This is a genomic window from Pseudomonas sp. GW821-FHT07G06 (genome assembly GCF_058986625.1).
In genome coordinates, this window is sequence record NZ_JBYSVW010000012.1 from 190,024 (window position 1) to 206,060 (window position 16,037).

The following is a 16,037-nucleotide window of genomic DNA, read 5'->3' on the forward strand; positions in this document are numbered from 1 at the left end:
ATTGCAGGAACACATATGCCGACACGTCGAACATTCATCAAGCAGGTATCGGTCATCGCCGGACTGGGCGCGGTGGCGTCCATGGGATTGGGCTTTGCCGCTCTGCCGGTACGCGCGGCCGGCAAAGGCAACTGGTACATGCCCGATGAAGGTGAAGAACACCAGCGGGCCTTCATCGCCTTCGGGGCACAGGCCGCGATCTGGGAGGACTTCACGCCCCACGTGCAAGACGCCCTTGGCCGGATCGCCCGCAGCATCGCCCAATACGAGCCGGTCACGGTGTTCTGTCGCCAGAGCGAACGGCGCCTGGCCGAAGCCAAATGCGGCAGCCGCAACACCACCTTCGTGATCACCGAACTGGACGACATCTGGATGCGCGACATCGGCGCCAATTTTGTCGTCGATGACAACGGCAACCTCGGCGCTGTGGACTTCAACTTCAACGGCTGGGGCAACAAACAGCAGCATGAGGACGATGCGCAATTGGCCGCCCAGGTCGCGGAAAACGCCAAGGCCGAGTACCAGCGCAGCGAACTGGTAGGCGAGGGCGGTGGCATCGAAGTGGACGGCCACGGCACCGGGATCATGACCGAAAGCAGCTGGATCAACCGCAATCGTAACCCCGACTGGAGCAAGGCCGAGGTCGAAGCGGAGCTGAAGGAACGCCTGGGCCTGCGCAAAATCATCTGGCTGCCGGGCATCAAGGGCAAGGACATCACCGACGCCCACGTCGACTTCTATGCGCGCTTCGTCAAGCCCGGGGTGGTGATCGCCAACCTCGACAACGACCCCGAGTCCTACGACTACAAGGTCACTCGCGCCCATCTGCAGATCCTGGAAAACGCCACGGATGCCGATGGCCGCAAATTGCAGGTGCATACCGTTTCGCCACCGCTCAACCCGCGCAACAGCCGGTTCAGCAAGAACAACCCGGACTTCGCCGCCGGCTACATCAACTACTTCGTGATCAACGGCGCGATCATTGCGCCGCAATTCGGCGACAAGAAAGCGGATGCCAAGGCCTTCGACCTGCTGTCCGAACTCTATCCTGACCGTGAAGTGGTGCAGCTCGACATCGACGCGATCTCCGCCGGTGGTGGCGGCATACACTGCGTGACCAGTCACCAGCCGATGGTGTGATGATTTCAGGCTCTACACAAAACCTGTGGGAGCGAGCCTGCTCGCGAAGGCGGAGTGTCAGTCAATATATTGTTCACTGACCCACCGCCTTCGCGAGCAGGCTCGCTCCCACAGGGAATTTTTGGTGAATCAGATAAATCAGGCCTTACTCGCCTTCAGATAAGCACCCAGGCGCCGCCCCATTTCCTCACCCAACGCCTGCAAGCCACTCAGCGGCCGCACCATCACCTCAAACTCGACAATCCTGCCCTGTTCGTTGAAGCGGATCATGTCGATGCCCTTGAGCTCTTTCTCGCCGACCCTGGCGCTGAATTCGAGAATCACGTTCAAGCCATCCGCCGTCGCCAGCTCGCGGTGATAGGCAAAATCCTCGAACACGGTCATGACCGTGTTGAGGATCATCGACACCACCGGCGCCCCCGGATACGGCGTGTGCGCCATCGGCGAGCGGAACACCGCCTGCGGATCGAGCAGTTCGGGCAAAGCGCTCAAGTCGCGGTTGCCGAGCATCGCGTGCCACTGCTTCAGGGACGCGGCGACATTGGGGTTCAGGTTCAGTTCAGACATCTTCAACTCCTGTTTTTATTGTTGTGGTGCGAAAGCGTTGGTCGATCACCCTGGCGGCATCGTCGGCCCATTGACGATAAAGCATCGGCCCCGGATGAAAACCATCGCTGGCCATCAAGCCCGGTTCGGGCGCCAGCGGGGTGGTCAGCATCGTGCATTGATCCACGCCGGCGGCCAGATCCGCAAGCCGTGCGTTGAAACGACTTGCCCTGAACCCCAGAAACCAGCGCAGCGGCTGTGGCAGGGCGGGGAACAAATGCATCGGCGGAAGCGGCGACACCACAACCTGCCTCACCGCGAACCTGTCGCACAACAGCGCCATCAATCGCTGTTGCCGAGCGAGCCACTGATCCAGGGGGAGCGAGCTGGTGACATCGTTGACGCCAATCGACAACAGCGCCACATCGAACGGCTCGGGGGCGTGCTGTTCGAGCAGCTCCAGCAACCCTTGCGAGTCCAGACCGGTGCGCGCCCAGAGTTTCCACGACACCCGGTAATCCTCGGCCAGGCGCTCGACCAGCCGACCGCTGAGCGCCTCGCCTTGAGTCGCCGCCCCCACCCCCGCCGCAGCGCTGTCGCCGACAATCAACAACCGCAGAACGTCGCCGCTACCGGCCTCGCCCTGGCGTTCACCCTCGGCCTCCGGCAACCTGGGCGTCACCCGTCGCGTGTACAGGCCCTGCATCAGCAACACCGGGCCGAGCAGGATTTTGGCGAGGGTTTCAACCCGGCTCATATGACGTTATCGCCCCGCAATACACAGCTCCCCGGTCGCACGAATCATCGCCTGTCCATGCAGGTAATCCTTGATCAGCGCCGAGCGTTCGGTGGCCAGCCATTGCGGGCAGTTCGGGTCGTTGCGGTAAGGCAGGAACGCGGCGTACTGATTGAGCAGCAGGTTCTGCAGCTTGTCGAGTTTGGGCCGGATGTCGTTGTTGAGGTCCGGTCGTGGTGTGTCTGGTGCCTCGTGCGCCGCTTGCCATTGCGCGAGCCGGCCGTATTGCACCAGTTTGCTGGCTTCGATCTGGGCGGTGATCAGGTCGGCGACATCGTCGGGGTCGAGCTTGCGCTGGTCCGCCTGCTTGCGTGCGTTGGCGATGACTTGCGCTTCCCGGGCATTGTCCTGGACCGGTTTACCGCTGTCCCACTTGGTCAGCGCCACCAGCTCACTGATGTACAAGCGCTCATCCATCGTCGCCAGCAAGGGTTGCAGGGCATCGGGGGCCGGGGGCGTCGTGCCGGCCTGGGCACCGCCAGCGAACAAACCGAGCAGGGTGCAGGCCAGCCAGTGCGAAAGGCGTGGGGAACGGGGCATGGACGGAATCTCCTTGGACGCAAAAAACACTCCGGCTTGTGTATCACAAGTGCGGCCAGGGAACGACAGGTTGCGAATGATTCAGGCCAGCAACCGTTCAATCTGCGCCAGTTCCCAGGTGCTGAGCAAACTCACCGGGTCGGTGCCGAAGCGCTGCCCGCTGTCGCACGCATACTCGCGGCCATCGGGGCATTGGCCGTGCAGGCAGTGGCGCAAGTGGCCGGCGTCGACATCGAGCAACAGGCGCCAGCCGTCGATGTCGACCCGTACAAGGTTCGACATGCAGTGTTCATCGATACGCGTGAAGGTGCGAATACCCTGGGCGGCATCGCGCAACGGCTGGTAAACCTCGCGGGCGGTGAGGGCGGGCACAGGTGTCTCCGGGATGGAATCGGGGGAGGCACAGGATAAATCATCAGCGCGCATAGAAGCCCGGCTCATGAGGCCGGGCTTCACGCCGCGAGCCACCAGCGGCCCTGCAACAATGAAACAACCCGGAGTTTCGGCCTAGACCACCTGCACATTCTGAGCAGTACCCGCCACGCCATGACAACCGCAGGCCAGGAGATGGCCTTGCAATACAACCGGAATGCCGTTCATACGCCGGCGCGGATGCCCTTCGACGAAGGCAAACTCACCCAGATGCAGCGGGCAGTAAGCCTTGTCGCCCAACACCGCCGGGGTTTTTCCATTGAGGGTATGCGTGCCTTCGAGCTGGCAGGAAACCACGGTGCCGCCGCTGCTGGTGGCGTCACCCAGGCAAATGGGATGGCTCATGTTCTGGGTACGCCGCCGTTAGGGGCGCCGAACTTGAACGGGTCGGCACCTCGGTTCTCACGGTTCCTGGCTTTGCGCGCTTCGTCCGGTGGGCGGATCATCTGTACCGTCAGGCTGCCGTCCTGACCGGCGTAGACCACCGCGCTGGCTCCGCCGTCCAGGTAGCTGGCAATGGTCGCCAGGTTGATTTCCACCAGCGCCGCACTGACCCCGGTATTGCCCAGACGCCGACCGATGTCGTAACCCTCATCGACATTGCCCAGTTCGATCTCATGGCCGTCCGTATTCAGGCCGTGCAAGGCATTTGTCAGGGCGATTTCAGCGTCCCGGTTGTCGGTGGTGTCATAGAACACGCGGACCGGCTTTTGCCCTTTGGGTAATGTCTCCAGGGCCTGCAGCCAACCTGCCTGCAGGGCTTTGGCCTGCAACGCCGGTTTCAGCCGCTGGCCGTGTTCATCCTGCATCGAGACCTTGATTGGTCGGTGCAGATAACCCAGCACCGGCGCGGCGTCGAACTCTTTGACCTGATGCTGGGCCCAGCGGATGGGTAGCCATGGGGAGGGTTCGAACTCTCCTGGCCCGCGGTTAGTGATGGTTTGCCAGAGGGTGGGGAGTTGGGATTGCCAGTAGGTGGTGGACATGGTGCCGGGAGCTAAGGGATCTTGAGCGCCTTTGGCACGTTCCGCCTCTTCGTACACATCTAGAAACTCACGGGATTGTTTCCAGTAAAACGCCCACAACTTGCCCAAATCAGTGTCTTTGTTCTGGTTGTCCTCACGTTCGTGGGTGGCATAACGTCGAACATACCGATCGACCCGATCCGAGCGGGTGACCAACAGCCCGGTCATGCTTTCGTACACGGTGGGTACCACCTGGACGCTTTGCAACCCTGGAGTACCGGGCTTGCGATAGACATCACGCGTCACGTCACCGTCCCGACTCGCGATCAGCGCTTGTGGAACTTGGGGGTTATCGTCAAAAAACTGAAACAGCCGCTCAATCATGCCTTGCGCGTGGGTGGTACTTTCATCGTCCTGCCAGAGAAAAAGGGTAACCCCAAGGGTCGCCTTATTGCGGCCTGAGTTGATCAAGCCGGAAGCTCGATAGCCCTTCTCATAGGTGTCTGGTGGACCCAGCGCAAACACAGGAATTGGCCAATATGCGACCGACTCGCCTGCCGAATGTTTGAATGACACACGAATGTTGATATTCCTGGTGATCTCCCGAGAACTCAATGAAGAGTCGTAATCCTTCGAATCTCGTGAATAGATTGAAGTGAAGTTATTGTTCTTTTTTTTAATTTCTCTCCAGATTGACGATTGATGCCAGTCATCTACCGCCATTCCCAACCCTCGTATTTCCAATGCATAGGTGCGCGCTTGCGTGGCCTGCCGCTCGGCGATTTGCGCCTTGACGTCGGCTTTGTAGGCGGCAAGTCCCGCCCGTTCGCTGGCCACCGCCTTACCCCACCAGTGAACGCTGAATACCAGCAGCAACGGTCCTAGAATTGCGGCGATCCCCCAGCGCATTACCGGGTTCATGTTACGAAGTTCCATGTTGAGTTCCTGCGCCTTGATTTGGACAATCCATATGAAGCCGAGCCAAAGGATCAGCAATATTCCGGAGATCCAGAGGTAGGGCTTGAGCCTTGGCAGCGTTCGGGATCGGTGTTGAGTGCTGCTCACAAGGCATCTCCTTTTTTAGAAGTACCGGCAAGCAGAGCGGGTGGTGTCAGTGATACCAAACTAGGGGGCGGAAATACGCCGTCCTGGTAATACAGGTAATTGGACTTCACTAACGCCTGCGCCTCAGCGCTGAGTCTCGACCAACCTGGTAGAGCCTTAGTCGCAGTAAATATCTCTTGATCCATCTTCCAATCCGCAATCGCCACCAACACCTCACGCATCTCCGGGTCGTCAAGGCAGTGGGCCTGGCCAATGGCAATGTCCATTGCCGTTACCCAGCGCTGGTTTTCCGGGCTGCGCAGGATCGCCGAGTGGTAGGAGTTGTTTCCCCAGGTCTTCTGGTCATGCTCCATGCGTGCCCGGGCCTCGCGTGGGGTTTCCTCGCGCTCGTGACAGGAACTGCCACTGGAGCGGGCCGCGCCTTTTCGTACGGCGCGCGTGTGGTCTTCCGGGTCTTCGGACAAGCCGTTGAAACGCGCCAGCGCTTCCTGCTGCGTGGTGTTCGGGGCGTCATATTCGACGGGCATTTTGATCCACAAAAAGGTCGAGGCATCCTTGCCCAGCGCGATGCTCTTGGCCACCTCATCCGGTTTGTCCACGCCGGCGCGGGTCGGGCTGCCCTTGATGGCTTCGCCGCCAAACATTTGCGGCGCATGGGGCGGGGTCAGGGCCTCGGCATTGATCAGGCGTTCCTGCCCCTTGGCTATCGGCGCTTGCGATGCCACTCCGGTGACAAAGGAACCGCCCGGATAGCGGTGTTCGCCTGGCGCGCGGATGAACTCGGGTTGTGGCGGCTTACCCACCAGCACCGGCTCGCCGTCACGATGACGTTTGGTCCACAGCCGTTGATAGAAGCCTAAAGACTGCAGGGCCATCATCGCCGGCCGGCCATCCGGCGTTGCATCCGGCACCCCGTAGGTGCCGATGCCTTGCACGTCGTCCAGGGCCACGGTGGTGTCGTCCGGGCAAAAATACAGGTACACCTTGCCGCGATTGTCGCGCTCGGGAAAAACGCTGAGGTTGCCGATCTTGTCCTGGCGGGTCCCTTGCGTCGGTGACCATTGCGGGCCACTGCGACCGCCATAGGTTTTGGCTTCCCGGAGCGCGGATAATGGTGGCTGGGCATGAGGCGTTTGCGTGACCGCCGTGACGATACGGATCAGGGTGGCGAGGGTGTCATGGTTCTTGGGGGTGACGTCGCGCAGGACGCTGTAAGGCGTGTCCACGAGAATCAGGGTGTCGGCGCAACGCTGCCCCTTGTCCACCAGCAGGGCCTGTGCCAGTAACGCGATCAGGGTGCCTTGGCTATGGCCCATGATGGTGATGGTTTCATCGGGGGATACCCGGCGAATTTCCCTGACCAGCATTGCCAGACGGTGAGCGGCCAACACAAAGTAACGCCGCAGCGGCGCATTGGCGAAGAGCAGGTAATTGTTCGGCTTGATCAATTCGACCATGCCGGTTTTCCGGTTGGCCTTGAAACCCTCGCCATACATCTCTTCCAGGTTGTTGGTGGCATTGACAAAAAAACCACCGGCCTTGGCAAAGTGACGATCCAGGCGATTGCCCTGGATATCCTGAAACTGGTTGCGCATCCGGAACGGGTCACCGGCGTCATCACGCTTGACGTGTTCCGGTGCGGCGCGATAGCCCCAGTAGAAAGGGATCATCAGGCTGCGGGTTTTGGGATCGTCCGTGTCGCGCTGATACAGATAAGTGTCAGGGTCGTCGAGTATTTGTTCTTCTTTATCTTTCCACGTTTCCCGAGGTGTTTTTTCGGCCTTGTGGTACTTGGCCCCATACCGCCCCGCCTTGAGATCCGGCCGATCCAGCCGCTCATTCACCCCCTGGCACAACCCGGTTTCCACCGACTCATAGGACGCCCCGGGGTCATTCACGCCATGCAGGAAGATCACCACCCCCGGCAGGTCGGCGGGCACTTCCATTTTGCGCACGGTGTTGCAGTTGGGCATCAGGCGGGTGGTGAGTTGCGTCACGCAGTACATCTCTTCGCTGCTCATTGGCGGCCACCGTTCGGGCCTTTGTTGCGCAACGCCGCCGTTTGCGCCTGATGCATCTGCTCGCGCTCCAGTTGCTCTGTCAGTCCGCTTGAATCCGTCAGTCCTTGCACCGTACTGCCATCCTCCAGTTTGATTTGGTAAGCATGTTCAACCGCCAGTCGGGCGCTGCCGTCGTCGTGGCCGGGGTAGTGAAAGGCCAATCGTTGAGCGGCGGGGTCACGACCAAACGTAGGCACCGAAGCACTGTCGGTCTTGGGCCCCACCCAGTCATGCTCGCCGGCATGCACAATCGCCTTGCCCTGGGTACCGATCTCGACCCCGCCACCGATCCTGATGTAGCTGCCGTCATCGGCCACCAGGCGGATGGTGGGGGCGGTGATGAGCACCTCGCCTTCGGCTGCCGACAGGTGCAGGTTCTTTTGCGCGTTGAGCACCATGTCGTCGTCCTGGGCCTGCACCAGCACCTTGCCGCGATTGGCGATGGCGCTGATGCCCTCGTCCTGGGCGAAGGCGCTGATGCCTTTGCCGGCTTGCAGGCGCATGGCCGCGCCGCTGCTCAGCTGCAAATGATCCTGGGCGGTGGTGTCATGGTTTTCACCGGCGTAATGCACCTGCGAGCGCGGCGTGGCACTGGCAATGCCGGCTTCAGCCGCTACCGCGACCACCGGCTCGCCCGGACTGTTGCTTTCGGGTGCCGGCCATTGACTCAACGACTGGCGCAACGCCTCGATGCCCTGGGTGTCGATCTTCGGGCTGCCACGGGCAGCGGCGGTCTGGCCGAGGGACTGGAACAGTTCGCCGCACTCGGCCAACAGCTTGAGCAGTTCTTCGCGGTCCAGCTGTGAGCCCTGGGCATCGTGGCGAGCGTAGGTGGTCAACAACAGCCCTTGGGCCGCCCGCAGGGCAATCGCGGCGTCGCTGCGCAGTTCGGCGCCCTGGCCGCGCGCCTGGGCCTGCCCGTCGGTTCGCGGCGTGACGAGCTTGCCCAGGTTCAGCGCGGTGGCCTGATGGGTCGTGCCCAGTCGGGCGCGCACCGCGCCGGGTGTATCGTCGAAGAGCAGTTCGTTGAAGCCCTTGCCCTGATGTTCCCGGGTCTGGATCCCGGATAAGGTTCGATTGCCCGGCAACCCCGTGGCGTTACTGAAGTGCGGGGGAAAATGGTCGGCGTTGTAGAGCACCGACGTTACCAGGGGGCGGTCGATGTCGCCGCCGAGGAACGTCACCAGCACTTCCTGACCGATGCGCGGCAAAAACTGATGGCCGAAGCCGGCGCCGCCACTGGGCATGGCGACCCTTAGCCAGGTCGTGCCCTGGGCAGGGTCCTGCGCCCGCTGCCAATGAAAGCGCACTTGCACGCGCGCCAGTTCGTCGGTGAAAACCTCCTCACCTTCCGGGCCCACCACAATGGCGGTGAGCGGCCCGGAAATCGTCGGCCTTGGCGTAATGATCGGTGGGCGAAAGGCAATCTTGTGGCGGATGCAGACGAAGCTGTTGTCGTAGCTCGCCGGTTGATCCGTCAGGTAGTTGTTGCGGCCTTGGTGCTCCACCTTGAGCAGGAGGAACTGGCGGTCATCCACGGGATCAGCATCGTGATCGAAGTGCTGGGTCAGTTCGAAGGTGTAGCCCGGCAGCATGGCGCGACAGTTGCTGGCGCCCTCAAACGTCTTGCCCTGGACCTCCAGGGCTTCGAGTCGATGCCGCACCAGCGCTTCGCCATCTGCGGGCATACCGTGGCTGTAATGACCGGGAAAGTCGTAGATCTCGTAGGCTGGCACATCACCCTGGACGTTGAGGCTGGGCATGCTGACCGGCAGCGGATTGCGCGGCTGCCGGTAGTCGAAGGTCTGGATGGCCATCTTGCCGGACTGCAGAACCCGCTGGCTGCTCCATCGGGTGATCGAGTCGGCAGTCTCGGTGACCGCCGCGCTGTGGTAGCGGATCCGCGGTTGCCCGGCCAGCGGCTCAAGGTGGCGGGAATGGTCGGTGATGATCAGGCGGTGTTCTTCCTTCGTATGCTCGAAGTAGAACAACAAGCCCTCACGCTCCAGCAGGCGCAGGACGAAATCCAGATCGCTCTCGCGGTATTGCGTGAGGTAGCTGTGGGACTTGAGCGGCTGCTCCAGGCGGAACTCGAACCTGGGCAGCACGCCATAGTGGGCGAACACCGTGCGCAGGATGTCTTCGATGCTCTGCTCTTGAAAGATCCGCGAGTCGACACGTCGCGACAGCATCCACAGCCAGGGGCTCAAGGTGGCTGAATAGTAAGCCAGGCCGCCGTCACTGTTCTGCAGGCCGAATCGACTGATGTAGCCCTGAATGTAACGCGCCTCGCCGCTCGCCAATTCAATCTCGAGTGACGCCGGTTGTCCGATCAATGTCTTGAGTTCCAGTCGCGCATCCTGACTGATCAGCGACAACTCGAAACTGAATAGGGTCGACAGACCCTCGGCGCCGGAAAAGTGCTCGAGCAGCAGCTCCTGCTGGTTCGCAATCGGGGAGGTGAACCTGATCAGACGCCGGTTCTGTGGCGAGGATATTTTTGTCAGTTCCATTAACAAGCTTCCTGCGGCATAAGCAACCCGTGGTCGCCCCAGGACCTGCGCATCCATGCTCCTAGGGAAACCCAAAGGCGGCAATTAAGTCGCTTGTGAAATAGCTTGTATGTAGGACGCTTCCTTTTTTAGATGTGGATTTGTCGGCGCAATCGCGATCGACGCAGTGGCGCTGTACGTTTTTTTGTTTTAGGCGGCGGAGATACGTGGGTACCGGGGGCGAGTCCTGAAGCAGGCGTGAACCTGTTTCAGGACTGGACTAAATGCACGCAGCGGCCATCAAACGCCGGTTTGTTTGTTCAACGCCGCTTCCGCCGCGGCGATTTCAGCCTGGCGCTTGACGATCATGTCGCCCACCGGTGGCCCCTGGAAGCGCCGGGCTTCAAAACCGAACCAGACGATGGCGGTCAGCACCAGGAAACCGATGGTGATGTACAGCGCCCAATCGTTGGGTGGCTGGATGCCGATGACGAATATGATGATCATCGACAGGATCGAGAGGATGGCGAACACCGAGTACCAGAATCGCCCCATGTTCCATGGCCCCATGGTCGGCCACTTCGACGTCCCGTAGGTAAACAGGCCGAGCACGATGGGAATGGCGAAGGAGAAGAACAGGAAGATCACCGTGCAGGACACCACGATCGTATAGACCGGCGTTGCCCCGACCGAGATCACCGACGAGCCCCAGTCGAACAGGACGGCAAGGGTGGCACCGGTCCAGATCGCCGCCACCGGGCTGCGAAAGGTCGGTGAGACCGAGGCCAGGGCTTTGGAGCAGGGCAGGCCACCGTCCCGGGAGAAGGCGAAGATCATGCGCGAAACCGAGGTGACGGTGGCCAGTCCGCAGAGCACCTGCGAGATGAATATCGCCACGAAAAGCACCAGTTTCAAGGTCGGGTTGACCTGGGTGTTCATGGCCCAGAAAAACACGTTCCAGCCTTGCTTGGCCGCCTCGTCCATGTTTGGCAGCATCAGCACGAACGCGCTGAGCATCAGCCAGCCGAACAGCAACGACCAGACCACCGACATGACCATGCCGCGGGGCACCGACATGGCCGCGTTGCGGGTTTCCTCGGAGGTATGCGCCGAGGCGTCATAGCCGGTGATGGTGTAGATCGGCAACAGCAGGCCGAGCATGAAAACCCAGCCGTTGGAGACTTGCGGCCAGACGTTACCGCCCGCTTCGCCGGAATAGTTGCCGAAGGTCCACAGCCGCGCGAATTCATAGCTGGGTGCCGAGATCAGGCAGACGATGGTCAGCGCCAGCGCCGTGGCGAAGATCAGGTAGCCGGAGAAGTCGGTGAGCTTGGCCGTCAGGCCGATACCCAAGTGGTTGCACAAGGCCTGCAGGCCCGTGAGGATGGCCAGGAAAATCACCCTGACCGTGGTCGTGTCCTCCATGCCCAGTGCCGGTCCGAAGGCACCGAAAAAGAAGTAATAGGTACCGACGTTGATCGCGCCCAGCACCGTGACCAGCCCCAGCAGGTTGAACCACGCGGTCAGCCAGCCGGTGAAGCGGTTACCGAGGATCGAGCCCCAGTGGTACAGGCCGCCGGCGGTGGGGTAGGCCGAGGAAATCTGCGCCATGGCCATGGCGAATACCCCGGAGATCAGGCAGCCGATCGGCCAGCCGATCCCGATGGATATGCCACCGGCGCCCGAGGTGCCCTGGGCCAGTGAGTTGATGCCACCGGAGAGGATGCAGATGATCGAAAAGGAAATGGCGAAGTTGGAGAAAACACCCATTCGTCGTGAGAGTTGCTGGGCGTAGCCCATGCTGTGCAGCACCTTGACGTCATCGTCGTGGGTTTCGGTGCCCGGCTGGCTTGTTGGGTTCATTGTTGTGTGCCCCTTTTCAGGTGTTGGACAGGCCGAACTGAGCCGCCGTAGGCTCGACCTTGGTTTTCTGTAGGAGCGAGCCTGCTCGCGATGGACTTGAGGACGACGCGGGGTGTCAGGTTCCCCGCGTCATCGTTGACGTCCATCGCGAGCAGGCTCGCTCCTACAGACGGCCGTGAAGTGCCGCGTCGAAAATCTTTGCCACGCCGTCCCGGGTCAAGGGCAGCGGGTTGCCACCTGCCGAGGGGTCGACAATCGCCATGTCCGCGATCAGGTCGGCCTGCCGGTCATCCACGCCCAGTTCAACCAGGGTATGGGGCACGCCGATGTCCTTGCGCAACTTGAGGACGAAGGCCAGGAAACTGTCGAACCCCGGGGAGGGCAGACGCAGGTACGCCGCCAGGCGGGTGATGCGCTCCTCGATGGCCGTGCGATTGAATTGCAGGACATAGGGCATGAAGGTGGCGTTGGTCATGCCGTGATGGGTGTCGTACAGCGCACCCACCGGATGGGAAAGCGCATGCATCCCGCCCAGGCCTTTCTGGAATGCCGTGGCGCCCATGGCCGCTGCCGCGAGCATTTGTGCGCGCGCCTCGAGGTCCGACGGCGTGTGTACCGCTTTCACCAGGGCGTTGGCCACCAGGCGCATGCCTTCCACCGCAATGCCATCGGCCAGGGGATGAAAACCGGGGGCGCAGTACGCTTCCAGGCAATGCGATAACGCGTCCATGCCCGTACCGGCGGTGACCTTGGCGGGCATGCCGACGGTGAGGGCCGGGTCACTGATGACGACGCGTGGCATCATTTTCGGGTGGAAGATGATGCGTTTGGTGTGGGTACGCTCGTCGATGATCACCGCCGCACGCCCGACTTCCGAACCGGTCCCCGCCGTGGTCGGCACGGCAATGACCGGGGCGATGCGGCTGTCGTCGGCGCGGGTCCAGTAGTCGCCGATGTCTTCGAAATCCCAGACCGGGCGGGTCTGGCCGCTCATGAACGCAATCAGCTTGCCCATGTCCAGGCCACTGCCGCCGCCGAAGGCGATCACACCGTCATGTTTGCCGGCACGCCAGGCGTCGAGCCCACCGGCCAGGTTGGCTTCGACCGGGTTGGGCTTGAGGTCACAGAACAACGCCACACCCAGGCCGGCGGCGCGCAGCGCGTCCAGTGCCGCCGTGGTGATCGGTGCGCGGGCCAGGCCGCTGTCGGTGACCAGCAAGGGTCGCTCGATACCCTGGCTGCGACAGACGTCGGCCAGCTCGGCGATGCGCCCGACGCCGAACCGAACGCTCGTGGGGTAGTTCCAGTTTCCTGTCAGGTTCATGGTCTACACCTCGTGACGCAGATGAAAGGATTTGGCCCGGGTCAGGTGCTCGTAGCCCAGTGGCGACAGGGTGACGCCGCGCCCGCTGTTCTTCACGCCGGTCCAGGCCAGCGCCGGGTCCAGGTAATCGCAGCGGTTCATGAACAGCGTGCCGGTGGCGATCTGGTTGCCCAGGCGTTCGGCCGCTGCGAGGTCCTGGGTCCAGATGGACGCGCTGAGCCCGAACTCACTGTCGTTCATCAAGGCGATGGCCTCGTCATCGCTGGCCACCGGCATGATGCCGACCACCGGACCAAAGCTTTCATCGCGCATGACCGACATTTGATGGCTGACATCGACCAGGACCTGCGGCGCGAGGTAGGCACTGCCCGGCACGTCGGCGCTAAAGGCCTGCGGATCGATCAGCGCCGTCGCGCCTTGGGCGAGCGCTTCGGCGATCTGGCCACGCACGAAAAAGGCGGCGCCCGGTGTCACCATCGGCCCGAGGGTGGTGGCTTCGTCCAGCGGGTTGCCCAGCACGTACTGGCGGGTCAGTTCGGCGAAGCGCTGGACAAACACCGGGAAGATTTTCTGGTCGACGTAGATGCGCTCCACGGCGCAGCAACTCTGCCCGGAATTGAAGAAGCTGCCGTCCACCAGGTTTTCCACCGCATGCTCGAGGTTGGCGTCAGCCCGCACGTAGGCCGGATCCTTGCCGCCGAGCTCCAGGCCCACGCCGATGAAGCGTCCCGTGGCGGCGCTTTCCATGGCCTTGCCGGCATCGACCGAACCGGTGAAATTGACCTGCTGTACCCGGCCCGAATCAATGATCGCGGCGGTCTGCCGATGATCGAGCAGCAGGTTATGGAACAGGCCATCCGGCAGATTGGCGCGGCGCATGGCCTCGGCGAAACGCTCACCCACCAGCAGGGTCTGCGACGCATGCTTGAGGATCACGCTGTTGCCGGCCATCAGCGCCGGGATGATCGTGTTCACCGCCGTCAAATAGGGGTAGTTCCACGGCGCGACCACCAGCACCGTGCCCAGCGGCTCGCGCTTGATGTAGCGCCGAAAACCCGCCACAGGCGCCGGCTCTACAGCGGCCAGGGCTTGCGGCGCGATGGCGATCATGTGCCGTGCGCGTTCGGCAAAACCGCGCAGTTCGCCGGCGCCATAGCGCACCGGGCGACCCATCTGCCAGGCCAGTTCCGGCACGATGTCCGCCTGCATCGACAGCATCGCGTCCACTGCGGCGCTGCACAATGCTGCGCGTTCGCTCAGTGAGCGGCGTTGCCATGCCGCCTGTGCACTGGCAGCGGCGGTCAGCGCCTGCTCGACCTGCACCGCATCAGCCATCTCTCGTTCGACGTACACCCGGCCATCGACCGGGGAGATCAATTGCACCTTCGCAGTCATGATGTTCTCAATAGCGCTCGAAGCCGCGCTGCAGTTCCCAGTCGGTGATTCGCCGGTCGTACTCTTTCTGTTCCCACTCGGCGGTGTGCACGTAATGGTCGACCACCTCATCGCTGAACGCCTCGCGCAACATGGCGGAGGCCTTGAGGGCGGCGCTCGCCTCGCGCAGGGTCTTGGACACTTCCGGCAAATGCTCGTCTTGGTAGGCATCCCCTTCGAACGGCGGCACGAGATCGAGCTTTTCGTCGATGCCGGCCAGGCCCGCCGCGATCAACGCGGCGAAGGCCAGATAGGGGTTGAGGTCGGCGCCGCCGATGCGGCATTCGATGCGGATGGACTTGCTGCCTTCGGCACACAAGCGAAAGCCGGCGGTGCGATTGTCGCGGCTCCACACCGCCCGCGTCGGCGCAAAGGTGCCGGCCTGGAAGCGCTTGTAGGAGTTGATGTAGGGCGCGAGAAAGCAGGTAATGTCGTTGGCGTACTTGAGCTGCCCGGCGACCCAGGCACGCATCAGTTTCGACATGCCGAACTCGGCTTTCGCGTCGAAGAACAGCGGCTTCTTCGCGTTCTTGTCCCACAACGAATTATGGATATGACTGCTGGAACCGGCGGCGTCGTAACGCCACTTGGCCATGAAGGTGATCGCCTTGCCCTGCAACTGCGCGATCTCTTTGCAGGCGTGCTTGATGATGACGTGGTGGTCGGCCATGGTCATGGCATCGGCGTAGCGGATGTTGATCTCTTCCTGGCCCGGGCCCCATTCGCCCTTGGAGTTTTCCACGGGAATGCCCGAGGCCTGCAAATGCTTGCGAATCGCCCGCAGCACCGGCTCTTCGCGGGTGGTCTGGAGGATGTTGTAGTCCTCGATGTAATGGCCGGCGGTTTTCGGTTTGTGATAATTGCGCTTGTGGATGGCCTCGTAGCTCTCATCGAACAGATAGAACTCGAGTTCCGAGGCAAACATGCCGGTATAGCCGCGCTCGCGCAGGCGCTCGACCTGCTTTTTCAGAATCGCCCGCGGACTGTGGGGCAGGTCCTGGCGATGGTGATGATCGAGCACGTCGCACAGCACCAGCGCCGTGCACTCAAGCCAGGGCACGCGCCGCAGGGTGGACATGTCGGGCTTGAGCACGAAATCGCCGTAGCCCTTGCTCCAACTGGCCGCGGCGTAACCCGGCACCGGTTCCATGTCGATGTCGTCGGCCAACAGGTAGTTGCAGCAATGGGTTTCTTCGTGGCCGCTGTCGATGAAAAACTCGACCTGGAAGCGCTTGCCGACCAGGCGTCCCTGCATGTCGACCATGCAGACCAGCACGGTGTCGATTTCGCCGGCGGCAGCGGCGCGTTTGAGTGCATCAAAGCTGAGGAGGGGCTCGGTCATCACGGCAATCCTGCGTGAAAGGTTTTGGCCAGTCTGAG

Annotated in this window: 13 protein-coding genes; 1 reads left to right on the forward strand and 12 read right to left on the reverse strand. The window is 61.9% G+C overall.

Annotation, left to right across the window (positions count from 1 at the left end; genetic code table 11):
* The first annotated feature begins 15 nt into the window (after positions 1–15).
* A complete protein-coding gene (locus AC3WJW_RS20910; RefSeq protein ID WP_493727205.1) occupies positions 16–1,140 on the forward strand; it encodes an agmatine deiminase family protein in 1,125 nt (374 codons plus the stop codon).
* A gap of 138 nt (positions 1,141–1,278) precedes the next feature.
* On the opposite strand, the gene AC3WJW_RS20915 is transcribed toward AC3WJW_RS20910, so the two are convergent.
* The 12 genes from AC3WJW_RS20915 to AC3WJW_RS20970 form a co-directional block, all read right to left on the reverse strand.
* The gene (locus AC3WJW_RS20915) at positions 1,279–1,707 is read right to left on the reverse strand and encodes a nuclear transport factor 2 family protein (RefSeq protein ID WP_493727206.1); all 429 of its coding nucleotides are present in this window, start codon (positions 1,705–1,707) and stop codon (positions 1,279–1,281) included.
* A complete protein-coding gene (locus AC3WJW_RS20920; RefSeq protein WP_493727207.1) occupies positions 1,700–2,443 on the reverse strand; it encodes an SGNH/GDSL hydrolase family protein in 744 nt (247 codons plus the stop codon). Before AC3WJW_RS20920 ends, AC3WJW_RS20915 begins: the two co-directional genes overlap by 8 nt.
* A 6-nt stretch (positions 2,444–2,449) precedes the next feature.
* Positions 2,450–3,022: a chorismate mutase gene (locus tag AC3WJW_RS20925; RefSeq protein WP_493727208.1), complete on the reverse strand. Its 573-nt coding sequence runs from the start codon at positions 3,020–3,022 to the stop codon at positions 2,450–2,452.
* 81 nt (positions 3,023–3,103) lie between these two features.
* Positions 3,104–3,394, reverse strand: a complete 291-nt coding sequence (locus AC3WJW_RS20930; RefSeq protein ID WP_493727209.1) for a DUF7693 family protein — start codon at positions 3,392–3,394, stop codon at positions 3,104–3,106.
* A gap of 135 nt (positions 3,395–3,529) precedes the next feature.
* Positions 3,530–3,799 (reverse strand): PAAR domain-containing protein, encoded by a 270-nt coding sequence (locus AC3WJW_RS20935; protein WP_007978801.1) that lies wholly within the window; start codon positions 3,797–3,799, stop codon positions 3,530–3,532.
* Positions 3,796–5,484, reverse strand: a complete 1,689-nt coding sequence (locus AC3WJW_RS20940) for a type VI lipase adapter Tla3 domain-containing protein (protein WP_493727210.1) — start codon at positions 5,482–5,484, stop codon at positions 3,796–3,798. Before AC3WJW_RS20940 ends, AC3WJW_RS20935 begins: the two co-directional genes overlap by 4 nt.
* Positions 5,481–7,505, reverse strand: a complete 2,025-nt coding sequence (locus AC3WJW_RS20945) for a T6SS effector phospholipase Tle3 domain-containing protein (RefSeq protein WP_493727211.1) — start codon at positions 7,503–7,505, stop codon at positions 5,481–5,483. The genes AC3WJW_RS20940 and AC3WJW_RS20945 overlap by 4 nt, the downstream gene beginning before the upstream one ends.
* Positions 7,502–10,057 carry a type VI secretion system Vgr family protein gene (locus tag AC3WJW_RS20950; RefSeq protein ID WP_493727212.1) on the reverse strand — a complete coding sequence of 852 codons (2,556 nt, stop codon included), beginning with the start codon at positions 10,055–10,057 and terminating at the stop codon, positions 7,502–7,504. Before AC3WJW_RS20950 ends, AC3WJW_RS20945 begins: the two co-directional genes overlap by 4 nt.
* Positions 10,058–10,336: 279 nt before the next feature.
* Positions 10,337–11,899 carry an amino acid permease gene (locus tag AC3WJW_RS20955; protein ID WP_493727213.1) on the reverse strand — a complete coding sequence of 521 codons (1,563 nt, stop codon included), beginning with the start codon at positions 11,897–11,899 and terminating at the stop codon, positions 10,337–10,339.
* 163 nt (positions 11,900–12,062) lie between these two features.
* On the reverse strand, positions 12,063–13,223 hold the full coding sequence (locus AC3WJW_RS20960) for an iron-containing alcohol dehydrogenase (protein ID WP_102673960.1): 1,161 nt from the start codon (positions 13,221–13,223) through the stop codon (positions 12,063–12,065).
* Positions 13,224–13,226: 3 nt separating this feature from the next.
* Positions 13,227–14,618: an aldehyde dehydrogenase family protein gene (locus AC3WJW_RS20965; RefSeq protein WP_493727214.1), complete on the reverse strand. Its 1,392-nt coding sequence runs from the start codon at positions 14,616–14,618 to the stop codon at positions 13,227–13,229.
* A 7-nt stretch (positions 14,619–14,625) separates the two neighbouring features.
* Positions 14,626–15,999, reverse strand: a complete 1,374-nt coding sequence (locus tag AC3WJW_RS20970; RefSeq protein ID WP_493727215.1) for a glutamine synthetase family protein — start codon at positions 15,997–15,999, stop codon at positions 14,626–14,628.
* Between the last annotated feature and the right edge of the window lie 38 nt (positions 16,000–16,037).